Here is a 20,466-nt window from a genome sequence, read left to right as displayed (position 1 = left end):
CCTGCTCGCGGCGTCTTAGTGGCCTACGTCTCTTGGGGTACGGCTCGCGGACCACAGCCGCACCTCGGGTGCGGCGGCCAGCCGCGGTGGCGGATGCGGCCGTCGAAGGCATCGATTTCGAGGGTCGTGTTCCACGCCGGCGGCGCCGGCGTGGCCGGGGAGAGCAGCCGCATGGCCTGGGCGACGGCCAGCGACGCGCAGGCGTGGACCGAGCCGAGGTCGGGGCGCTGGTGCCGGCCGGCGAGCTGGCCGGCGACGCGGGGCCAGCACGGGTCGAGGTCGGTCCGGTGCAGGTCGGCGCAGCGCAGGCACGAGCTGCGGCCCGGCACCACCAGCGGCCCGACGATGCCCGTGCCGTCGCGGACGCGTGCCGTCAGGTGCGGGACGCCGTCCTCCATCAGCTCGGTGACGACCTCCGGCGCCGGCACGACGGCGTCGGTGAGCAGCACCAGCTCCGGGTACCGGTCGTGCAGGCGGGTGACGCGGACCTCGGGATCGACGCGGCGCAGCAGGTCGGCCAGCGCCTGCCGGCGGGGCCGCCCCAGGTCCGCGTCCGTGAAGCCCGAGCCGAGGTCGTGCTCGGTCACCGTGCCGGGCAGCTGCAGCTCGACGTGCCCGATCCCGGCGTTGGCCAGCAGCACGGCGGCGGCGACCGCGATCCGGCCGTCGCCGTGCACCGTGACGGCCGCAGCGCGCCGCCGGTCCGCCATGGCCGGCTGGTGGTGGCGGGCCCGCAGCGACCAGAGGCCGGGTTCGCCGCGGAAACCCGGCCCGCCGGGCCGGCCGGCGTCGGTGACCAGGCCGAGCGCGGTCAGCTGCCGCAGCAGCGTGCGGAGCTGGTCGCGGTGTTCGCTCTCCGCGAGCAGGATCCGCTCGACGGGCCTGCTGCCGTCGAGCGCACGCAGCTGGGCGACGAGATCGGGTGGCAGGCCTTCGACAACGACGCCGTGGCGCGGGTCGAGCCCGATCTGGATCTCGCGCGAGCCGCGTTCCAGCACGGTGAGGCCCGGGAGCAGGGCGGGGTGGGCCGGCAGCAGCACCGGTGGCATGTCCGCGGTCGAGAGGAGCATGTCCGCAGGATGGCACCCGGCGGCGTCGGTCCGGCCCGGGAAGCCGCCGGAACGGCCGAGTTGTCCACAAGTGGAACCGGCTGTGGACAACTCGTGTCTGTGACCTCAACGGACTCGGAGTTGTCGGTGCCTGGCCTTACCGTTGTCGGGTGGTCGAAGCACGGACACCCTCACTGAGAGGGACGGGGGACACGAGCCCCCCGTCGGACACACCCGGACACAAGGTCGAAGTGCGGCGCAGCCAGCGCCGGCACCGGACGGTCACCGCGTATTGGAACGACGACACGCTCGTCGTGCTCATCCCGGCGCGGATGACCAGGGCGGAGGAAAAACACTGGGTAGCCGAGATGGAGCGCAAGCTGCAGCGCTCGGAACCACGTCGCCCGGCGTCCCCGAAGACGTCGGACGAAGCCCTGCTGGCGCGCTGCGCGCTGCTCTCGGGCAAGTACCTGGCCGGCACCGCGGTGCCGGCCAGCGTCCGCTGGGTGCCGCCGATGCGCACGCGGTGGGCGTCCTGCACGCCGGTCGACGCGACCATTCGCGTGAGCGACCGGCTGCGGAAGGTCCCGCCGTGGGTGCTGGACTACGTCCTGCTGCACGAGCTGGCGCACCTGCGCGAGCCCGGCCACGACGCGGCGTTCTGGGCACTGGTGCGGCGCTACCCGAAGACGGAACGGGCGATGGGATACCTCGAGGGGTTGTCCGCCGCCGCCGGGTGGGGGATCGACACCGAGGAATGAGCGGATGAGGTGACCGGGGTGATCCGCTGGTGCGGGTCACCCCGGTTGCGTCGGAGCCTGGTGACGGCCCCGAACGGCGAACTCGCGTGCCTGGAGGGTCGGTTCACGTACCGGAATGGTCGGTTCGCGTGCCTGGAGAGTCGGCTTGCGTGCCTGGAGGGTCGGCTCGTGTGTTTGGCGGGTCGACACGGCGGGTGGGCTGCATGCAGAACCGGGCGCCTCGCGGATCGCGAGACGCCCGGCCCGGGATGAACTCAGTTCTTGTTGTCGCCGTCTTCGGTGTCGTCCCCGGCGGAGTCCGAGGGCTTCGCCTTCTCGCGCTCTTCGCGCTCCGAACGCTCGGTGCGCTCCAGCTCGGCCATCGGGTCCAGGTCGTCGATCGAACCGCTCTCGCCGACGCGGTCCGCGAAGTCGATCGGCTCGTCGAGGTCCTCGGCCGTCGGCATCAGGTCCGGGTGGGACCACAGGCCGTCGCGCTTCTCGAGGCCGTGGCGGTCGCCCACCAGCTTCCACAGGTTCGACGCGTCCCGCATGCGGCGGGGCCGCAGCTCCAGGCCGACCAGCGTGGCGAACGTCTGCTCCGCCGGGCCGCCGGTCGCGCGGCGGCGGCGCAGGGTCTCGCGCAGCGCGTCCGCGCCGGGCAGCCGGTCGCCGACCGCTTCGGCCACCACCACGTCCACCCAGCCCTCCACCAGGGCGAGCAGCGTCTCGAGGCGCCGGAGCGCGGCCTTCTGGTCTTCCGTCGTCTGCGGCTCCAGCAGCCCGGACGACATCGCTTCTTCGATGCTCGCCGGGTTGGCCGGGTCGATGCGGCCGGCCAGCGACTCGAGCGCGGAAGTGTCTACCGAAATGCCGTGCGCGAACTCCTCGACCGTCGCCAGCAGCCGCTGCCGCAGCCACGGCACGTGCGTGAACAGGCGCTGGTGCGCGGCCTCGCGCGCGGCCAGGAAGACGAGGATCTCGCTGCTCGGCAGTTCCAGGCCCTCGGCGAACTTCTCGATGTTCGCCGGCAGCAGCGCGGCCGTCCCGGCGGGGGCGAGCGGCAGGCCGATCTCGGACGCGGTCAGCATCTCCGACGCCAGCTGGGCGAGCGCGTTGCCGAGCTGGGAGCCGAAGGCCATCCCGCCCATCTGCCCCATCATCTGGAGCAGCGGACCGGCGGCTTCCTTGGCCTCCGCGGGCAACGCTTCCATCCAGGCGCCCGAGATCTGCCGGGCGACCGGGTCGCACAGCCGCTGCCACGTCGGCAGCGTCTTCTCGACCCAGGTGCGCGGCGACCAGGCGACGGCCGACGTCGCACCGGCCGGGAACTGGGTGGCCGCGTCGAGCCACAGCTCGGCGAGGTGGGCGGCGTCGCGGACGGCGGCGTTCGAGTCGTCGCCGCCGGAGAAGCCGAGGCGGCTTTCACCGGTGTTGCCGGCGCTGCCCAGGGTCTGCAGGGCGATCTGCTTGGCGAGGTCGTAGTTCACCGGCCCGTCGGAGCTGCCGGCCTGGCTGAGCATCTGGCCCAGCTGGCTCAGCATCTGCCCGAGCTGGTTGAAGGCCTCGGCGCCGGACTGCTGCCCGCCCTCCGAGGGGTCGTTCTCACCTCGTTTGTCGGGATCGGAAGGTCCGAAGCCGAACGGGGGTTTGCTCATGGGTCCACCGTACGCGGGTCGGAAGGCCTCCAGCGCGTCATGTGCGTGGCCTTCACCGAGAAGCGAACACCGTCACCGTACGCTGTCGGTCGTGACCAAGTCCTCCGAGGAGACCGCCCCCGCGACGAGCGCCCCGGACCCGGCGGCGGAGCCGGCCGGCGAGGCCCGGCGGATGACCCGCCGCGGCTGGACGCTCGTGGTCAGCGGCTCGCTGTTCCTGATCTTCGTGGTGCTCGGCTCGGTCGTGCCGGTGCCGTTCGTGGCGATCAGCCCGGGCCCGACCTACGACACGCTGGGTCGCGACGCGGCGGGCAGCCCGGTCATCCAGGTCGCCGGGCACGAGACCCACGAGACCACCGGCGAGCTGCGGATGACGACGGTCTCGCTGCACGACGGCGTCACGCTCTTCCAGGGCCTCGGTTTCTGGGCCAGTGGCCGTTACGCGCTCGCGCCGCGCGAGGAGTACTTCAAGCCGGGCGAGACGAACGAGCAGGTCAAGCAGGAGAACATCCAGCAGCTGCAGGACTCGCAGACGAACGCGCAGGTCGCCGCCCTGCGCGAGCTGGGCTACCCGATCAAGGTGCTGGCGAAGCAGATCGTCTCGGGCAGCCCGGCCGACCACGTGCTCTCCCCGGGCGACCGGCTGATCACCGTGAACGGCAAGAAGATCGTCGAAGCCGCCGACGTGCGGGCCGCGCTGGCCGGCACCCTGCCCGGCCAGACCGTGCAGATCACCTTCCAGTCCGACGGCCAGCCCGAGCGGACCGTGCCGCTCACGCTCGCCTCGCGCCCGGACCGCAAGGAGGGCTTCATCGGCCTCACCGCGGCCGACCGCGCCGATGCGCCCTTCACCGTCAACATCTCGCTGCAGGACGTCGGCGGCCCGTCGGCCGGGCTGATGTTCACCCTCGCCATCATCGACCGGCTCAAGGGTGACGACATCGCCGGCGGCCGGCACATCGCCGGCACCGGCGAGATCACCGAGACCGGCGAGGTCGGCCCGATCGGCGGGATCTCGTTCAAGGTCGTCGGCGCGCGTGAGGCCGGCGCGACGGACTTCCTGGTGCCCGAGCACAACTGCGCCGAGGCCAAGACCACCGCGCCCGACGGGCTCAACCTGATCAAGGTGTCCACACTGGACGACGCGCTCGCCCAGCTGGGCAACCTGAAGGCGGGCCGCCCGACGGCGTCCTGCTAGGGCTGGAGCGTGGTCTTCAGCGCCTCGACCAGGTTCGGGGCCAGGTCGGGGCTTTCCACGATCTCGTCGACCGTTTCGTCGGTGCCCTCTTCGGTGCCGATGCCGCGCAGCCGCATCACGCACGCGCCCTCGCCGTCGCGCAGCACCGCGGCCACCAGCCGGGCTTCGGTCCGCCGCGGGTGGTCGGCGGCCGCGCGCCGCAGGCTGTCGGCGTCCGCCTCGGCGACGTCCGGCAGCTCGGACTCCGCCCCCGGCGGCAGCACGATGATCTCCTGGGCCAGCGCGCACCCGATGACGAGGTCCGGCCACGCGATCCGGGCCAGCGCCTCGGCGAGGTCGCCCTCGGGCAGCGCTTCCTGCGCCACCGGCGTCAGCGGGTTCGCCCGGTCCAGCTGGCCGGCCAGCTCCGGCTGCTCGTCCAGCAGCGCCGCCGTCGGCACCAGCGCGAACAGCTGCGGCGGCTGGTTCCAGCCACCCGCGGCCATGAACTCCTCGATCTCGCGGGCGAGAGCGGCCACTCCGGCCTGCTGCGATTCCATGCGCACATGGTTGCAGAGCCTTGTCCTGGTCAGCTCGCCACGCCCCGAACGCTGGCCGCGCGGGTCCGCGCCGGAGCCATGTGGCGGGCGACGGCTGGACAAGGCTCTGCAGGCCGGTCTGCGCGACCACGCCGCGAGTCCGGTTTGGGCGGGTCCCGGGAACTTCCCCGGGCATCCGTAGAGTTAGGGAATCAGGGGGCGCGTGCGCCCCTGCTCAAGTGCTGACGAATGACAGGAGCGTGCACCGTGGCGACTCGGCCCCCGGTGAGCCTGCCGAAGCTGTCCCGGCGGAGCCGGATCCTCCTCATCATCGCCGCGGTGATCGTGCTGGCGCTCCTGCTCGGGGCCCGCTTGCTCGACACGTACGTCGACTGGTTGTGGTTCGGAGAGGTCGGCGCGCGGTCGGTGTTCACGACGCAGGTGGTCACCCGCGTCATCCTGTTCTTCGCCGTCGGGTTGCTCGTCGGCGGCGCGCTCGCGATCAGCCTGATGATCGCCTACCGGAGCCGCCCGGTGTTCGTGCCGATCTCCGGCGCCGACGACCCGCTGGCCCGCTACCGGTCCGCGATCGTCGCCCGGATCCGCCTCTTCGGCATCGGCATCCCGGTGCTGACCGGCCTCATCGCCGGGCTGTCCGCCCAGGGCGACTGGCAGGTCGTGCAGCTGTTCCTCAACGGCACCTCGTTCGGCCAGACCGATCCCGAATTCGGCAACGACGTCGGCTTCTACGCCTTCGACCTGCCGTTCTACAACTGGCTGCTCGGCTGGCTGTTCATCACCGTCGTCATCTCCTTCTTCGGCGCGCTGATCTCCCACTACGTCTTCGGCGGCATCCGGCTGGCCGGCAAGGGCGGCCAGCTCGCCGGCCCGACCCGCGCGCAGCTCGCCATCACCGTCGGCCTCTTCGTGCTCCTGAAGGCCGCCGAGTACTTCTTCGACCGGTACAACCTGCTGCTGTCGGATCGCGGCGCGCCGCTGTTCATCGGCGCCACCTACACCGACCTGAACGCGGTCCTGCCCGCGAAGCTGATCCTGCTGTGCATCTCGGTGATCTGCGCGGTCGCGTTCTTCGCCGGCGCATTCCTGCGCAACCTGCAGCTGCCGGCGATCGCGCTCGTGCTGCTGATCCTGTCGAGCATCCTGGTCGGCGTCGCGTGGCCCGCCATCCTCGACCAGTTCTCGGTGAAGCCCAACGCGAACGAGAAGGAAGCGGCGTCCATCCAGCGCAACATGGACGCCACCCGCAAGGCGTTCGGCCTCACCAACGTCCAGTACCAGCCCTACACGGGCAAGACGGACGCGACGCCGGACCAGATCAAGACCGACACCGGGACGATGTCGAACATCCGGCTGCTCGACCCGAACATCCTTTCCGACACGTTCACCCAGCGCGTCGGCCGTGAGAACTTCTACGGCTTCCCGGCCAAGCTCGACATCGACCGGTACACGATCAACGGCGTGACGCAGGACTACATCGTCGCGGCCAAGGAGATCAAGACCGAGGGCCTGACCGGCAATCAGACCAGCTGGATCAACAAGCACCTCGTCTACACCCACGGCAACGGCTTCGTGGCCGCGCCCGCGAACACCATCGACCGCGCGGTCAAGGACGCCAACTCCGACGGCGGTTACCCGATCGCCACCACCAGCGACACCCAGAACCCCTCCGGCGCCGGTTCGCCCGCCGCCGGGGGACAGGGCATCGAGGTCAAGGAACCCCGCACCTACTACGGCGAGCTGTCCGCCGCGGACTCCGACTACGCCATCGTCGGCGGCACCTCCGGCAACGCGCCCGGCGAGTACGACACCGCGACCGACCGCTACACCTACAAGGGCACCGGCGGCGTCCCGATCGACAACTGGTTCAACCGCCTCGCCTTCGCCGCCGAATACGGCGAACGGAACATCCTGTTCTCCGACGCCATCGGCGACAACTCCAAGATCATGTACAACCGCGACCCGCGCGAGCGCGTCAGCAAGGTCGCGCCGTGGCTGACCCTCGACGGCGACCCGTACCCCGCGGTCGTCGACGGCAAGATCCAGTGGATCATCGACGGCTACACCACGATCAACAACTTCCCGTACTCGCAGCAGACCCAGCTCGGCGCGGCCACCAACGACTCGCTCAACGGCGTCGCCCGGCAGGCCAACAGCTCCATCAACTACATCCGGAACTCGGTCAAGGCCACGGTCGACGCCTTCAACGGCACCGTGAACCTGTATTCGATCGACGACAACGAACCGGTGCTCAACGCCTGGGAGAAGGTCTTCCCCGGGCTCGTGAAGCCCAGCTCCGAGATCTCGCCGGACCTGCGTGCGCACTTCCGCTACCCCGAGGACCTCTTCAAGATCCAGCGTGAGCTGCTCTCGCGGTACCACGTCAGCAATCCGCAGGAGTTCTACTCGCAGCAGGCGTTCTGGAGCGTCCCGCAGGACCCGACCGCCGAAGGTGGCTCGAACCCGGCCGCGGCGGGCGCCGCCAACCAGCCCGGTTATTACGTCCTCGCGGACACGCCGGGCCAGACCAAACCGACGTTCCAGCTGACGAGCTCCCTCACCGGTCTCCAACGGCAATACCTGGCGTCCTGGATGTCGGTGTCTTCCGATCCGGCGGACTACGGGAAGATCAGCGTCCTCCAGCTACCCAGCGCGGCGACCGGAGCAACTCAGGTCGACGGTCCGGTCCAGGTCCAGAACCGGTTCCAGAGTGACCCACGCGTGGCGCAGGACCGCACGCTCTTCAACAACCCCAACGTCATTCCCATCTACGGCAACCTGATCACGCTGCCGGTCGCGGAAGGGTTCCTCTACGTGGAACCCGTCTACATCCGGCAGCGCAACCAGAACAGCTATCCCCAGCTGGCCCGTGTCCTCGTTTCGTACGGGCCGAAGGTCGGTTACGGCGCGACGCTGCAGGAAGCCCTGGACCAGGTCTTCGGCGCCGGCATCGGTGAGGCGACCACAACGCCGCCGCAGGCCGGGCAGCCGACAACGACGCCGACCACCACGCCCACCACCACACCGACAACAACGCCACCCAACACCGGCGGCGGCAACGCGGCGCTGGACAAGGCGGTGACGGACCTCGACGCGGCCCTCGCCAAGCTGAAGTCCGCCAACCAGTCGGGCAACTTCACCGAACAGGGCGCGGCGTACACCGCGCTCGGCGCAGCCATCCAGGCATACGAAGCGGCCAAGAAAGCGGCCCCGACCAGCGCTCCGCCGTCGAGCACGCCGCCCGGAAGGTGACTTCGGTAACGCTGATGGCACCTGCTTTGCACCCCCGGGAAACGGGGGCGTAAGGTAGGTGTCACGACGCGGGGTGGAGCAGCTCGGTAGCTCGCTGGGCTCATAACCCAGAGGTCGCAGGTTCAAATCCTGTCCCCGCTACAGAGGAAAAGCGCGGTTGGCGAAATCTGCCAGCCGCGCTTTTTCGTTCGTCAGACGAGCCAACCGGCGACGGAACCTGTCGTCGAGGCCACGTAGCCGTCCGGGCGGACCAGCACCGTCGTCAGGTCGGGCCAAGGCAGTGCCGGCACCTCCACCACGATCACCTCCGGGTGTGGTGGTGCCGCCTGGGTCGTGGTCAGGAGGACGAACTTTCCACTGTGGAACAAGTCGCTCGCGAATCCGTTGCCCAGTGGGAAGTCGGGGAGGCGTGCACCTGCTGCTGCGTGGGCGTCTTCTTGTGCATAGCGGATGGCGAGGCCGGAGACCAAGCCCGACAGGTGGTGCTGGACCTCGGGGAGCGCCGTCAGGTCGCGGAACAGGGTGCGCAGGGCCAGCTGGTCCGGGGTCACCGGGATCAGCGCGTTCTGGGCCCCCACGTTCTGCAGGACGCCGGCCGCCACCGTGCGGCGTTCCGATTCGTAGGTGTCCAGGAGCCCGGACGGCGCTCGGCCGCGGAGTTCCGCCGCCAGCTTCCAGCCGAGGTTCATCGCGTCCTGGACACCCAGATTCAGGCCCTGGCCGCCGGCCGGGAAGTGGATGTGTGCCGCGTCGCCGGCCAGCAGCACCCGGCCCACCCGGTACTTCGCGGCCAGACGGCTGTCGTCCGAGAAGCGGGACGCCCAGCGGATCTCTTCGATCGCCACCTCGCCGCCGAAGCGTTCGTGGACCACCGCGCGGACTTCCTCGTCCGTCACCGTCGCGCGGAGGTCCGCCGGACGGCTCAGGCGGTCGCCGTAGCTCAGGCGGTACAGGTTCGGCTCGCCCAGCGGGATCAGGCCGACGAACGTGCCGGGCTTCAGTGAGGTCACCATGTTGCTCATCGAGCGCCACTCGGTCGGCGCTCCCGGCGGTGCCGTGCGGAACAGGACGTCGGCCGAGACGCCGTAACCGCGGCCCTCGGTTCCGTCGAACGCGAGGTTCAGGGCCTTGCGCACCGCGCTGCGGCCGCCGTCGCAGCCCACCAGGTAGGCCGCCCGGACCCGGAGGTCGCCCGCGGTGACCGTCACGCCGTCGGCGTCCTGCTCGAACCCGGTCAGCTCGTGGCCCCGCAGGACCTTCACCCCTTGTTCGGCCAGCCGTTCCTCCAGCGCCGCCTCGACCTGGGCCTGCGGGATGCCCAGCTGGTACGGGTGCCGCGTGTCCCAGCCGGTGTAGCTCACCGGGATCACGGCGAAGTGTCCGTCCGCGACGGTCGCGAACGAGCGCTGTTCCGCCCGGCCCAGGAGGCCGCGCAGGTCCAGCACCTCCGCCGTGCGCGGCTGCAGGTTCAGCGCCTTCGACAGGCCGGTCCGGACGGGCAGCCGCTCCAGGACCACGACGTCCACTCCGGCCAGTGCCAGTTCGTTCGCCAGCATCAGGCCGGTCGGGCCCGCTCCGGCGACGACCACCTCCGCGGTCAGGTTGTCCATCCCCAGCTCCTTAACAACGTTAAATTGACCTGTTCCGAGGATGCCCTTAACATCGTTAAATTGTCAACCCGGGATCAGGAGGAGACCTCGAAGATGGCTCTGAACAGGCAGGACATCGCGCGTGCCGGCCTGAAGCTGCTGAACGACGTCGGGCTCAACGGGCTGACCCTTCGGCTGATCGCCGCCGACCTCGGCGTCAAGGCGCCGGCGCTCTACTGGCACCTGAAGAACAAGCAGGAGCTGCTCGACGAGATGGCGACGCAGATGTACGCCGATTCCGCGGCGGACCGGCAGCCGCCGGCGTCGCTGGGGGAGTGGGAAGCGGTCGCGCACAGCGCCCGCGCGCTGCGCAAGATGATGCTGGCCCACCGCGACGGCGGGAAGGTCTTCGCCGGCACCTACCTCGGCGACACGAGCCTGGTCGGCGAGCACCCGCTGCGGCGGAGCATCGAGGCCGGCCTGGACGAGGCGCGGGCGAGCCAGGGGATCTTCACCGTCTACTGCTTCGTCATCGGCTTCGTGATCGAGGAGCAGGCCGTCCGCCCGATGCCGGGCGAGTTCGACGAGCGGTACGCCGGATCGGCGGGCCAGGCGGTGCTGGGTGACGCCGACGCCCGGTTCGAGGACGGCCTGGTGATGGTCCTCAGTGGAGCGCGCCAGTGGCTCGAAGCGGGGTAACGCCTGGTCAGCCGGTTTGGCCACCCCGGTGTGAACGACGTTGCGACCCCGTGTAATCTATTCAAGTACCACAACGGCGCGGGGTGGAGCAGCTCGGTAGCTCGCTGGGCTCATAACCCAGAGGTCGCAGGTTCAAATCCTGTCCCCGCTACCACGAAGAGGCGGGTTTCCGGAAAACCGGGAACCCGCCTCTTTTGTCATGTTCGCACGACTTTCACCACCGACTTTTCGGCGAAACTGTCGAATGGCTGCGAATCCCACGATGTGAACCCTGTTTTCCGATGGTTGCGGTGCGTGTCCGCGGTGCGCCAGCCGGGGCGTGCCGCCCGGCGAACTCACCTGCCTGGTGGTTGCCGGGACCGTTCGCATGCGGCTGGTCGGACCAATGTGTGGCCACGGTGGTTGCACAGCGTGTCCGCGGTCCACTGTGGACCGGTCCGGATTGGGCCGAACGAGGGGATCTCACTAGCCACAATGGACAGATCCGCTGACCACTGTGGACACAGCGGCCGATAAGTGGGAATCTAGGGGACGTGTCCGAATTGAATGCAACAGCCGCCGCCCTGCTCGGTCTGCTCCACGACGGTCCCGCCACCGGCGGGCAGCTCGTCGCGGGGGCCGGTGAGCGTTTCGGCGCCTTCTTCAGCGTCACCCGCAGCCAGGTGTACCGGGAGCTCCCGGCGCTGTCCAAGGAAGGCCTCGTCCGGCTCGGCAAGCAGGGCCCGCGCTCCAGCCAGCAGTACCTGATCACCGCCGCCGGCAAGAAGGCCTTCAAGGCCTGGCTGACGTCCGAGGCCGGTCCCGACCACCTGCGCAGCCCGCTCATCCTGCGGCTCGTGCACGCGGCGTCACTGACCGCGAAGCAGCGCCAGACGCTGCTCGAGTCGGCGCGGACGAGCTACAGCCAGCAGCTCGACGACGCGAAGGCGGCCACCAAGGCCGCCGACGGGCCGTACGAAAAGGCGGTCGGCGAGTTCGCCCAGGCTCAGGCCAAGGCCGCGCTGAAGCTGCTCGACGCCATCCCCGCGGCCTGAGGTTCGCGCGCCCACGACCGGTCCTCGCAACCGGTCGTGGGTTTTGCCGTAACCTTGACAAACGTGAGTGATGAGTTCGACGCGGCACTGAAGGACCTGACCGGCAAACTGACGCAGATCGAGTCGGTGATGGACCTCGACGCGTTGCGCGCCCAGGTGGCCGACCTGGAGCAGCAGGCATCGAGCCCCAACCTCTGGGACGACCCGGAGGCGGCGCAGAAGGTGACGAGCCAGCTGTCCCACCGGCAGGGTGAGCTGCGCCGGGTCAGCGAGCTGCGCCAGCGGGCCGACGACCTGGCAGTGCTCTACGAGCTCTCCGAGGCCGAGGGTGACGCCGGCAGCATGGGCGAGGCCGAAAGCGAGCTCGCCGACCTCGGCAAGGCCATCGACGGCCTCGAGGTCCGCACCCTGCTCTCCGGTGAGTACGACGACCGCAACGCCGTCGTCACCATCCGCTCGGAAGCCGGCGGTGTCGACGCGGCGGACTTCGCCGAGATGCTGCTCCGCATGTACCTGCGCTGGGCGGAGCGCCACGGCTACCCGACCGACGTCTACGACATCTCCTACGCCGAAGAGGCGGGCATCAAGTCGGCGACGTTCAAGGTCACCGCCCCCTACGTCTACGGCACCCTCTCGGTCGAGCAGGGCACGCACCGGCTCGTCCGGATTTCGCCGTTCGACAACCAGAGCCGCCGCCAGACGTCGTTCGCGCACGTCGAGGTGCTGCCCGAGGTCGAAGAGGTCGACCACGTCGACATCGCGGAGAAGGACATCCGCGTCGACGTCTACCGCTCGTCCGGCCCGGGTGGACAGAGCGTCAACACGACCGACTCCGCGGTGCGCATCACACACCTGCCGACCGGCATCGTCGTCTCCTGCCAGAACGAGAAGTCGCAGCTGCAGAACAAGGCCGCCGCGCTCAAGGTCCTCCAGGCCCGGCTGATGCTGCGGAAGAAGGAAGAGGAGCGCGCCGAGATGGACGCGCTCAAGGACGGCGGCTCCAGCTGGGGCAACCAGATGCGCTCCTACGTGCTGCACCCGTACCAGATGGTGAAGGACCTCCGGACCGACTTCGAGGTCGGCAACCCGTCGGCGGTGCTCGACGGCGAGATCGACGGTTTCCTCGACGCCGGCATCCGCTGGCGGAAGCAGTCGGCGGCCGTTTAACGGCGCGAGGGGTGTTCGCGCGACCGCTCACCGTGCGCAAACGCCCCTTGCTCCACCCGGGTGGCCCGGGCAACCGGGGCTTCACGAGACCGGTGGGTAGTATGCCGAATCGTGATCCGGCTCGAAGAGGTTTCCAAGGTCTACAAGACCTCGACGCGGCCCGCGCTCGAGCGGGTGTCCGTCGACATCGAAAAGGGTGAGTTCGTCTTCCTCATCGGTCCCTCGGGATCGGGGAAGTCGACCTTCCTCCGGCTCCTGCTGCGCGAAGAGACGCCCAGCAAGGGCCGTGTGGTGGTGTCCAACTTCGACGTCGCCAAGCTGGCCCGCCGCCGGGTCCCCCGCCTGCGGCAGACCATCGGCTGCGTCTTCCAGGACTTCCGCCTGCTGGCCAACAAGACCGTCGCGGAGAACGTCGCGTTCGCCCTCGAGGTCATCGGCAAGCCCGGCCCGACCATCAAGAAGGTCGTCCCCGAGGTGCTGGAGCTCGTCGGCCTCGACGGCAAGGCGGACCGGCTGCCCAACGAGCTCTCCGGTGGTGAGCAGCAGCGCGTGGCGATCGCGCGCGCGTTCGTGAACCGGCCGCTGGTGCTGCTCGCCGACGAACCGACCGGCAACCTGGACCCCGACACCAGCCAGGACATCATGCTGCTGCTGGAGCGGATCAACCGCACCGGCACGACCGTCCTGATGGCGACCCACGACCACGGCATCGTCGACTCCATGCGGCGCCGCGTCGTCGAGCTGCAGCTCGGCCGGGTGATCCGCGACGACGCCCGCGGCGTCTACGGCATCGGTCGCTGACCGCCCACCCCCGCCCAGCCCCCGACCCCAAGGACCAGACCCCGACATGCGCGCCAGTTTCGTCTTCAGCGAGGTCATCACCGGCCTGCGCCGCAACATCACGATGACCATCGCGATGATGCTGACCACGGCCGTGTCGCTCGCCATGCTCGGCGGCGGCCTCCTGGCCGTGCGAACGATCGACAAGATGAAGTCCAACTTCCTCGCCGACGTCGAGGTTTCGGTCTACCTCACCGACGACATCAGCTCGACGGACAAGAACTGCACCCAGGCGCTCTGCCAGTCGCTGCGCTCGGACCTGCAGGGCAACGACGGTGTCGAGTCGGTCGTGTTCGAGAACCGCGACCAGGCTTTCGAGCGCTTCAAGAAGATCTTCGAAAGCCAGCCGGAGCTCGTCCAGCTGACCGGACCGGAGTCGCTGCCCGCGTCACTGCACGTGAAGCTGAAGGACCCGGACCGCAGCGAGTCGATCGTGCAGGAGTACTCCGCCAAGCCGGGTGTGCGGAAGGTCGACGACCAGAAGAAGTTCCTCGACCGCGTCTTCAACGCCTTCAACGGTGTCCGCAACATGGCGTTCGGCGCCGCGCTCATCATGGCCATCGCGGCGCTGCTGCTGATCGCCAACACGATCCAGGTGTCCGCGTTCACCCGGCGCACCGAGGTCGGCATCATGCGGCTCGTCGGCGCGACGCGCTGGTACACGCAGCTGCCGTTCCTCTTGGAGGCGGTGGTCGCCGGTGTGGTCGGTGCGGTCCTCGGGATCATCATGCTGGTGCTGACGAAGGCGAGCTTCCTCGATTCGGTGTTCACCGGGGACGTGTTCCCGAAGATCACCATGCTGGAGCTGCTGTTCCCGGTCGCGCCGATCCTGCTGGGCGTGTCCGTGGTGATCTCCGCCATCACCGGTTACGTCACGCTGCGGCTGTACGTCCGGCACTAGTTTTAACCTGCTGCTGGTAACTCCGGGAATCACGTAGAGTGGTCGTATGCCCAAGGAACGTGGCCAGAAGGTGATCGTGTCGAACCGCAAGGCGCGGCACGATTACTCCATCCTCGACACCTACGAGTGCGGTCTTGTGCTCGTCGGCACCGAGGTCAAGAGCCTGCGCGAGGGCAAGGCGTCGCTGGCGGACGCGTTCGCGACCGTCGACGACGGCGAAGTGTGGCTGCGCAACGTGCACATCCCGGAGTACACGCAGGGCACGTGGACCAACCACATGCCCCGCCGGACCCGGAAGCTGCTGCTGCACCGGCGCGAGATCGAGAAGCTCATCGGCAAGACCAAGGAGAGCGGGCTCTCGCTGGTGCCGCTGTCGATGTACTTCAAGGACGGCAAGGTCAAGGTCGAGATCGCGCTGGCGCAGGGCAAGAAGGCCTACGACAAGCGGCAGACGCTCGCCAAGCGCGACGCGGAGCGGGACATCAGGAAGGCCATGGGCCGCGCGCTGAAGGGCCGGTTCACGGAGTGACGGCGGGTCCGGCGGACGACGGTGACATTGCTCGCTGGACGGCGTCGCTGGGCCTGCCGGGCCTGGTCGACCTGCACGTCCACTTCCTGCCGAAGCCGGTGATGGACAAGGTCTGGGCGTACTTCGACCAGGCCTCGACGCACTACGGCACCTCGTGGCCGGTGCACTACCGGACGTCCGAAGAGGAGCGTCTGGCGACACTGCGGTCACTCGGTGTCCTGAAGTTCGCGCCGCTGGTCTACCCGCACAAGCCGGGGATGGCGCAGTGGCTGACCGACTGGGCGCTGGAGTTCGCCGCGCGCGTTCCGGACGCGGTGCCGACCGGCACGTTCTACCCGGAGGAAGGCGCCGGGTCCGCTGTGGACGGTGCGCTGCGGGCCGGCGCCCGGGTGTTCAAGGCGCACGTGCAGGTCGGCGCGTACGACCCGCGTGACGAGTTCCTGAAGCCGGTGTGGGGCTCGCTGGCCGACGCGGGCGTGCCCGTCGTCGTCCACTGTGGACACGGTCCGTTGCGGGGCGACTTCACCGGGTTGGCGGTCTTCGAAGAGGTCCTGGCGCGGTACCCGGACCTGACGGCGGTGCTCGCGCACGCGGCGATGCCCGAGTTCGGCGCGGCGTTCGACCTGCTGGCGAAGTACCCGCGGGTGTACCTGGACACCACGATGGTCGGCGTGCCGTTCGCCGAGGCGATGTCACCGCTGCCGCCGGACTGGACGGCGCGGCTGGCCGAGTTCGCCGGCCGTGTGGTGCTCGGCACGGACTTCCCGAACATCCCGTACTCCTACGCGACGCAGCTGAAGGCGATCGCCGGCTGGGCGGCAGCCGACGATCGCCTGGGGGAGCCGTTCCTGCGGGCCGTCCTGCACGACACCCCGCTCGAGCTGCTCAGCGCCTGACCGCGGCCCGTTCGGTGACGGCCACCGCGCGGCCCAGCAGGTCGGTCACCGGGATCTGCTTGCCGGCCACCAGGAATCCGGCCGTCGCGAGGACCACCCACGGCACCGGTCCGTGCGCGATGCCGTCCGACAGCGGGGCGAACCCGTGCGCGGCCAGGCCGAGCAGGCCACCGGAGATCATCAGGCCGGCGACGACCAGCTGCGGCAGCCTCGCCGTCAGGACGGCGGTGTCGCGCTGCGTCTCGAAGTGGGCGAACAGCCGGAGCAGACCCAGCAGCACCAGCCCGCACACCGCGAACCACGCGGGCGCCATGACCAGCCAGAACACCGTGCCCGGCGCCGGGGTTTCGTAACCGAGGCCGTACACCGTCACCCCGGCCACCACGATCAGCGCCGGCATGTGCCACAGGTAGACGCTCATGAACCGCGCGCCGAGCCAGCTGAGGGCGTTGCCGATGCCGGGGCGCTCGGCGAGCGCGTTGAGCTGCGGGCGGAACGCCAGCAGCAGGCCGATCTGGCCGACGGCGAGGAAGGCGAGCAGCACGGTCGGCGGGCTCATGTTCGACACCGGCGCGCCCGGCATCCCGATCATGCTGGCCGGGTACGGGCCGAACGCGACCATCAGCGCGGTGATCCCGAAACCGGCTGCCGACAGGCCGAGTGCCGCGCGGCGGGTGAGTGAACCGAGCCGGCCTTCGACGTAGTGGAAGCCCAGCTGGTGCACCGCGACCCAGACGAACACGGCGTTGGCGTAACCGACGTAACCGAAGTCGTTGAAGCGCGCGACGTCGACGAGCACGCCGGCCACCGCCATGACCAGCGGCACCTTCAGGCCCCAGCGGCGGTGCGCGGCGACCATCAGCGGCGTCAGCAGCACGACCAGGACGTACACCGCGAGGAACCACAGCAGCTGGGCGGCGATCGCGCTGGCGACCTGCAACGGCTGCGGCGGCACACCCAGGCCGCGCAGGAAGTCCGGCATGACCAGCCAGACCGCCATCAGCGGCAGCACCGGGACCATCAGCCGCCGGATCCGCGCGGCGAGCCACTGCCGCGGCGAGCCGGCGCGGCTCAGCGAGATCAGGTTGGCGGCGCCGCCGGCGAAGAACACCAGGGGCATCACCTGCGACAGCCAGGTGACGACCCACCAGCCGGGTGTCGCCAGCGCGTTGCCGGTGGCGAGGTGACCGTCGGAATAGGAGAGCACCGGCATGACCCAGTGCTGGGCGATGACGGCGAGGATGGCCCCCGCCCGTACGACGTCGAGAAACCGGTCCCGGCCGCCTCGTGCGACCCCCTGGCTTGTCTGCATGCAGTAGAGCTTGGCCGCTTCGACCTGCGGGAACAGCGGTGCTGACCGGCGTCTTCGGGGTGCTGTTGACCCCCGCTCGGACCGGGGGTTCTCCCTACCTCAGGTAGTCCTGCTCGGGTTCGTGCCGCGACGCGGCGACGCGGTACTCCCAGCCGTGCTCGGTGAGGCCGAGCTCGTAGCGCGTCTCGATCTTCGGGCCGCCGTGCAGGTGGATGTGCCGGATGACGGTGCCGGGCACCGGCTCGGTGTCACCGAGCTCCTGGACCCGGCCGTCGAGCGGTCCGCCGAAGAAGCGGACGCAGCGGGTTTCGCCGGCCATCTGCGCGCTCCTCTCTGCGGCGGGTCCGCCCATGGTAGGTGAGCAGTGGCAGGGGTGCCGCCCGCGGAACGGGTGACCCTACGTCCACCCTACGGGACTTTTGGTCACCGTCAGTCGCTCAGCGACCCAGGTAGGTGAGGACCGCACGAACGCGACGGTGTTCCTCCGCGCTGGCTTCCAAGCCGAGCTTCGAGAAGATGTTGCCGATGTGCTTCTCCACCGCGCCGTGCGAGACGACCAGGGAGTTCGCGATCGCCGTGTTCGACAGGCCCTGCGCCATCAGGCCGAGGACCTCGGACTCGCGGGCGGTCAGCGCGTCGAGGGGGTTGCGGCGGCCGCGGGCCATCAGCTGGGCGATGACGTCCGGGTCGATCGCCGTGCCGCCGTTCGCCACCCGGCGGACCGCGTCGAGGAAGTCGGCGACGTCCGCGACGCGCTCCTTCAGCAGGTAGCCGACCCCGCCGGCGCCGCCCGAAAGCAGCTCCACCGCGTACGACTCCTCGACGTACTGCGAGAGCACCAGCACCGGCAGCCCCGGGATCTCCTTGCGCGCCGCCAGTGCCGCGCGCAAGCCCTCGTCGGTGAACGTCGGGGGCATCCGGACGTCGACGATGGCCAGGTCAGGGCGATGTTCGGTGACCGCGCCGAGCAGGTCGTCCCCGTTGTCGACGGCTGCGACCGTCTCGATGCCTTCGTCGGCGAGCAGGCGGGTCACCCCGGCCCGCAGCAGCACGGCGTCCTCGGCGATGACTACCCGCATCCGGCCCCCAAGCTCGTGGATGAACGGGGTCCAGCCTATTCACCACTGGCAAGGGAGGTCAGCCCGGATTACGGTCGGCCCGCCCACCGGGCTGACCACGGTGATCACGCCGTCGATGGTCGCGGCGCGGTCGGCCAGGCCGGCCAGCCCGCCGCCCGGGCGCACCTCGGCGCCGCCGTGACCGTTGTCGATGATTTCGACCACCACGTGGTCGTCGGTCCGCCACACCTTCACGCCCGCTTCGGACGCTCCGGAGTGCTTCGCGATGTTCGTCAGCGTCTCGCCGACGATGAAGTACGCCGTCGTCTCCACCGCGGCCGGCGGCCGCGGGTTCACGTCCACCTGCACGTCGACCGGGATCGGCGACTTCGCCGCCTGCGCCGACAGTGCCGCGTCGAGCCCCCGGTCGCCGAGGACCGCCGGGTAGATGCCCCGCGCCAGGTCCCGCAGCTCCGACACCGCGAGCTTCGCGTCCGCGTGCGCCTCGTCGATCAGCGCCCGCACACCCTCCGGGTCGTGGTCGAACTTCGACTTCGCCCGGCCCAGGCTCATCGCGACCGCCACCAGCCGCTGCTGCGCGCCGTCGTGCAGGTCACGCTCGATGCGCCGGCGTTCGGCCTCCGCCGCGTCCACCCCTCGCGCCCGCGAAGCCTGCAGCCGTTCGGCCTTCTGCTCGAGCCGCTTCGTGCGGTTCGGGCCCAGCAGCGCGACACCCAGCTCACCGTGCAGCCAGCCCAGCCACGGCGTCACCCAGATCGCCATCGGCAGCAGCACGATCGACGCCAGCGCGATCCCCAGCTCGACACACGCCAGCGGGAACGCCGCCATCAGGTAGGCCAGGTCCCGCCACGTCGTCGGGTCGCTCAGCCGCGTCATCCACCGGCGGACCAGCGCCATGCCCTCGACCGGACGCCGCTCCACCGGCGGCAGCGGCACCTGCAGCATCGACCCCAGCCAGCCCCGCTCCCGGTCCGCCGACCAGCGGACGAAGCTCGTCGTCGCCAGCAGGATCGGGAACCCGACCCACACCACGACCGTGCCGACCCCCACCGCGATCCCCGTCACGATCAGCACGAACTGCAGGATCCGGAAGACGAAGCTCACGATCATGTAGACGATCGTGCGCGCCGGGTTCGGCCGCGGGTGGTCCAGCTGCTGCACCTCGGTCATCCCGCCACCAGGTTCTTCTCTTCCGCTTCTTCCCACCAGCGCTCCATCCGACGGCGCTGCGCCACGGTCGGCCCCAGCAGCGCACCCGCCAGCTGGGCGTGCACCCCCGCCAGTGCCTTCGTCAGCGCCACGGACAACGCGATGAACAGCACCCCCAGCGCCGCCCACGGTAGCGCTTCCACCGTCGAATCCACGGTCAGCCACCGCACGTCGAACGACGGGAAGTAGTACGCGCCCTCCGGCAGCCACCGGAAGTAGATCGGCAGCCCCGCCAGCGCCAGGCTCGTCGACCAGAACGCCGTCACCAGCACGAACTCGACCAGGCCCAGCGGGAACAGGACGAAGAAGTACAGCAGGTCCCGCCACGTCGACAGGTCCTTCAGCCGCCCCTTCCACCGGTCCTTCTGGCCACCGGCCGGCAGCGGCAGGTACGGCAGGTCGATGTACCGGTCCAGCAGCGCGTAGACCCGCGCACGCTCCAGGCGGGCGGCCCCCCGCACCGCCAGCACGACGAGCGCGAGCAGGCCGACGCCCACCCACACCACCGCGGTCCCCAGCCCGGCCGCCGTGAACGACGTCAGCAACGTGAACGCCAACACCCCCAGCGGCAGGTTCATCAGCAGGAACACCACCGAACCGCCGAACGGCGGATCCCGCCTCTCGTTGCCCATGACCGGGCTCCCTTCATCCCACGATGGCTCCCAGCCTCGCGTTTCCGGGCCCCGTCCGACATGGTGCGCGCGGGCATCCTCCTGGTAGGGCTGGCCCTACCCGCCTGGAGTAAAGAGATGGCGGGACGCGTTATAGTGGAGAGGTT

Annotated in this window: 19 protein-coding genes and 2 tRNA genes; 12 read left to right on the top strand and 9 right to left on the bottom strand. The window is 69.8% G+C overall.

What is annotated here, in order from left to right; translation table 11 throughout:
* Positions 1-23: 23 nt before the first annotated feature.
* Positions 24-1,070: a ThiF family adenylyltransferase gene (locus ACIA5G_RS43450; protein WP_395934392.1), complete on the bottom strand. Its 1,047-nt coding sequence runs from the start codon at positions 1,068-1,070 to the stop codon at positions 24-26.
* Positions 1,071-1,300: 230 nt separating this feature from the next.
* Between ACIA5G_RS43450 and ACIA5G_RS43445 the strand changes: the two genes are divergently transcribed.
* Positions 1,301-1,810 carry a M48 family metallopeptidase gene (locus ACIA5G_RS43445; protein ID WP_395934390.1) on the top strand — a complete coding sequence of 170 codons (510 nt, stop codon included), beginning with the start codon at positions 1,301-1,303 and terminating at the stop codon, positions 1,808-1,810.
* A gap of 254 nt (positions 1,811-2,064) precedes the next feature.
* On the opposite strand, the gene ACIA5G_RS43440 is transcribed toward ACIA5G_RS43445, so the two are convergent.
* A complete protein-coding gene (locus ACIA5G_RS43440) occupies positions 2,065-3,447 on the bottom strand; it encodes a zinc-dependent metalloprotease (protein ID WP_395934388.1) in 1,383 nt (460 codons plus the stop codon).
* 91 nt (positions 3,448-3,538) lie between these two features.
* On the opposite strand from ACIA5G_RS43440, the gene ACIA5G_RS43435 reads away from it, so the two are divergent.
* Positions 3,539-4,645 carry a PDZ domain-containing protein gene (locus ACIA5G_RS43435; protein WP_395934386.1) on the top strand — a complete coding sequence of 369 codons (1,107 nt, stop codon included), beginning with the start codon at positions 3,539-3,541 and terminating at the stop codon, positions 4,643-4,645.
* Here ACIA5G_RS43435 and ACIA5G_RS43430 read toward each other — a convergent pair.
* A complete protein-coding gene (locus ACIA5G_RS43430; protein ID WP_395934384.1) occupies positions 4,642-5,184 on the bottom strand; it encodes a PPA1309 family protein in 543 nt (180 codons plus the stop codon). The two genes, ACIA5G_RS43435 and ACIA5G_RS43430, sit on opposite strands and share 4 nt — an antisense overlap.
* 246 nt (positions 5,185-5,430) lie before the next feature.
* Here ACIA5G_RS43430 and ACIA5G_RS43425 point away from each other — a divergent pair, with 246 nt between their 5' ends.
* Positions 5,431-8,433, top strand: a complete 3,003-nt coding sequence (locus tag ACIA5G_RS43425; protein WP_395934382.1) for a UPF0182 family protein — start codon at positions 5,431-5,433, stop codon at positions 8,431-8,433.
* Between the two features lie 67 nt (positions 8,434-8,500).
* A tRNA-Met gene (locus ACIA5G_RS43420) sits at positions 8,501-8,574 on the top strand.
* A 50-nt stretch (positions 8,575-8,624) separates the two neighbouring features.
* Here ACIA5G_RS43420 and ACIA5G_RS43415 read toward each other — a convergent pair.
* Complete coding sequence (locus ACIA5G_RS43415; RefSeq protein ID WP_395934380.1) at positions 8,625-10,043, bottom strand: FAD-dependent monooxygenase; 1,419 nt, start codon at positions 10,041-10,043, stop codon at positions 8,625-8,627.
* A gap of 93 nt (positions 10,044-10,136) precedes the next feature.
* On the opposite strand from ACIA5G_RS43415, the gene ACIA5G_RS43410 reads away from it, so the two are divergent.
* The 8 genes from ACIA5G_RS43410 to ACIA5G_RS43375 all read left to right on the top strand — a co-directional run bounded on the left by ACIA5G_RS43410 (position 10,137) and on the right by ACIA5G_RS43375 (position 16,088).
* Positions 10,137-10,721: a TetR/AcrR family transcriptional regulator C-terminal domain-containing protein gene (locus tag ACIA5G_RS43410; protein WP_395934378.1), complete on the top strand. Its 585-nt coding sequence runs from the start codon at positions 10,137-10,139 to the stop codon at positions 10,719-10,721.
* Positions 10,722-10,798: 77 nt separating this feature from the next.
* A tRNA-Met gene (locus tag ACIA5G_RS43405) sits at positions 10,799-10,875 on the top strand.
* Positions 10,876-11,254: 379 nt separating this feature from the next.
* Positions 11,255-11,755, top strand: coding sequence for a PadR family transcriptional regulator (locus tag ACIA5G_RS43400; RefSeq protein ID WP_395934376.1), 501 nt, complete (start codon positions 11,255-11,257; stop codon positions 11,753-11,755).
* Positions 11,756-11,818: 63 nt separating this feature from the next.
* Positions 11,819-12,922, top strand: a complete 1,104-nt coding sequence (prfB, locus tag ACIA5G_RS43395; RefSeq protein ID WP_395934374.1) for a peptide chain release factor 2 — start codon at positions 11,819-11,821, stop codon at positions 12,920-12,922.
* A 111-nt stretch (positions 12,923-13,033) separates the two neighbouring features.
* Positions 13,034-13,723 (top strand): cell division ATP-binding protein FtsE, encoded by a 690-nt coding sequence (ftsE, locus tag ACIA5G_RS43390; RefSeq protein WP_395934372.1) that lies wholly within the window; start codon positions 13,034-13,036, stop codon positions 13,721-13,723.
* A gap of 46 nt (positions 13,724-13,769) precedes the next feature.
* The gene (gene ftsX, locus ACIA5G_RS43385; protein WP_395934370.1) at positions 13,770-14,663 is read left to right on the top strand and encodes a permease-like cell division protein FtsX; all 894 of its coding nucleotides are present in this window, start codon (positions 13,770-13,772) and stop codon (positions 14,661-14,663) included.
* Positions 14,664-14,709: 46 nt separating this feature from the next.
* Positions 14,710-15,192, top strand: a complete 483-nt coding sequence (gene smpB, locus ACIA5G_RS43380) for an SsrA-binding protein SmpB (protein ID WP_043776590.1) — start codon at positions 14,710-14,712, stop codon at positions 15,190-15,192.
* A complete protein-coding gene (locus tag ACIA5G_RS43375) occupies positions 15,189-16,088 on the top strand; it encodes an amidohydrolase family protein (protein ID WP_395934368.1) in 900 nt (299 codons plus the stop codon). The genes smpB and ACIA5G_RS43375 overlap by 4 nt, the downstream gene beginning before the upstream one ends.
* Here the strand turns inward: ACIA5G_RS43375 and ACIA5G_RS43370 are convergent.
* The 5 genes from ACIA5G_RS43370 to ACIA5G_RS43350 all read right to left on the bottom strand — a co-directional run bounded on the left by ACIA5G_RS43370 (position 16,078) and on the right by ACIA5G_RS43350 (position 20,320).
* The gene (locus tag ACIA5G_RS43370) at positions 16,078-17,400 is read right to left on the bottom strand and encodes an acyltransferase (RefSeq protein ID WP_395934366.1); all 1,323 of its coding nucleotides are present in this window, start codon (positions 17,398-17,400) and stop codon (positions 16,078-16,080) included. The two genes, ACIA5G_RS43375 and ACIA5G_RS43370, sit on opposite strands and share 11 nt — an antisense overlap.
* A gap of 94 nt (positions 17,401-17,494) precedes the next feature.
* Entirely contained in the window at positions 17,495-17,719 is a 225-nt protein-coding gene (locus tag ACIA5G_RS43365) for a hypothetical protein (protein WP_395934364.1), read from the bottom strand.
* Between the two features lie 118 nt (positions 17,720-17,837).
* Entirely contained in the window at positions 17,838-18,479 is a 642-nt protein-coding gene (locus ACIA5G_RS43360; protein WP_395934362.1) for a response regulator, read from the bottom strand.
* 39 nt (positions 18,480-18,518) lie between these two features.
* Positions 18,519-19,649 carry a sensor histidine kinase gene (locus tag ACIA5G_RS43355; protein WP_395934360.1) on the bottom strand — a complete coding sequence of 377 codons (1,131 nt, stop codon included), beginning with the start codon at positions 19,647-19,649 and terminating at the stop codon, positions 18,519-18,521.
* The gene (locus ACIA5G_RS43350; protein ID WP_395934358.1) at positions 19,646-20,320 is read right to left on the bottom strand and encodes a sensor domain-containing protein; all 675 of its coding nucleotides are present in this window, start codon (positions 20,318-20,320) and stop codon (positions 19,646-19,648) included. Before ACIA5G_RS43350 ends, ACIA5G_RS43355 begins: the two co-directional genes overlap by 4 nt.
* Between the last annotated feature and the right edge of the window lie 146 nt (positions 20,321-20,466).

Source organism: Amycolatopsis sp. NPDC051758 (assembly GCF_044453095.1).
Lineage (GTDB): Bacteria > Actinomycetota > Actinomycetes > Mycobacteriales > Pseudonocardiaceae > Amycolatopsis.
This window is presented reverse-complemented; position numbering and strand designations above follow the sequence as displayed.

Bases quoted from the DNA above. Each gene is read 5' to 3' on its own strand.
- ACIA5G_RS43450 (WP_395934392.1), bottom strand. From the start codon at position 1,070: ATGCTCCTCTCGACCGCGGACATGCCACCGGTGCTGCTGCCGGCCCAC.
- ACIA5G_RS43440 (WP_395934388.1), bottom strand. From the start codon at position 3,447: ATGAGCAAACCCCCGTTCGGCTTCGGACCTTCCGATCCCGACAAACGA.
- ACIA5G_RS43430 (WP_395934384.1), bottom strand. From the start codon at position 5,184: ATGGAATCGCAGCAGGCCGGAGTGGCCGCTCTCGCCCGCGAGATCGAG.
- ACIA5G_RS43415 (WP_395934380.1), bottom strand. From the start codon at position 10,043: ATGGACAACCTGACCGCGGAGGTGGTCGTCGCCGGAGCGGGCCCGACC.
- ACIA5G_RS43410 (WP_395934378.1), top strand. From the start codon at position 10,137: ATGGCTCTGAACAGGCAGGACATCGCGCGTGCCGGCCTGAAGCTGCTG.
- ftsX (WP_395934370.1), top strand. From the start codon at position 13,770: ATGCGCGCCAGTTTCGTCTTCAGCGAGGTCATCACCGGCCTGCGCCGC.
- smpB (WP_043776590.1), top strand. From the start codon at position 14,710: ATGCCCAAGGAACGTGGCCAGAAGGTGATCGTGTCGAACCGCAAGGCG.
- ACIA5G_RS43370 (WP_395934366.1), bottom strand. From the start codon at position 17,400: ATGCAGACAAGCCAGGGGGTCGCACGAGGCGGCCGGGACCGGTTTCTC.
- ACIA5G_RS43365 (WP_395934364.1), bottom strand. From the start codon at position 17,719: ATGGCCGGCGAAACCCGCTGCGTCCGCTTCTTCGGCGGACCGCTCGAC.
- ACIA5G_RS43360 (WP_395934362.1), bottom strand. From the start codon at position 18,479: ATGCGGGTAGTCATCGCCGAGGACGCCGTGCTGCTGCGGGCCGGGGTG.
- ACIA5G_RS43355 (WP_395934360.1), bottom strand. From the start codon at position 19,649: ATGACCGAGGTGCAGCAGCTGGACCACCCGCGGCCGAACCCGGCGCGC.
- ACIA5G_RS43350 (WP_395934358.1), bottom strand. From the start codon at position 20,320: ATGGGCAACGAGAGGCGGGATCCGCCGTTCGGCGGTTCGGTGGTGTTC.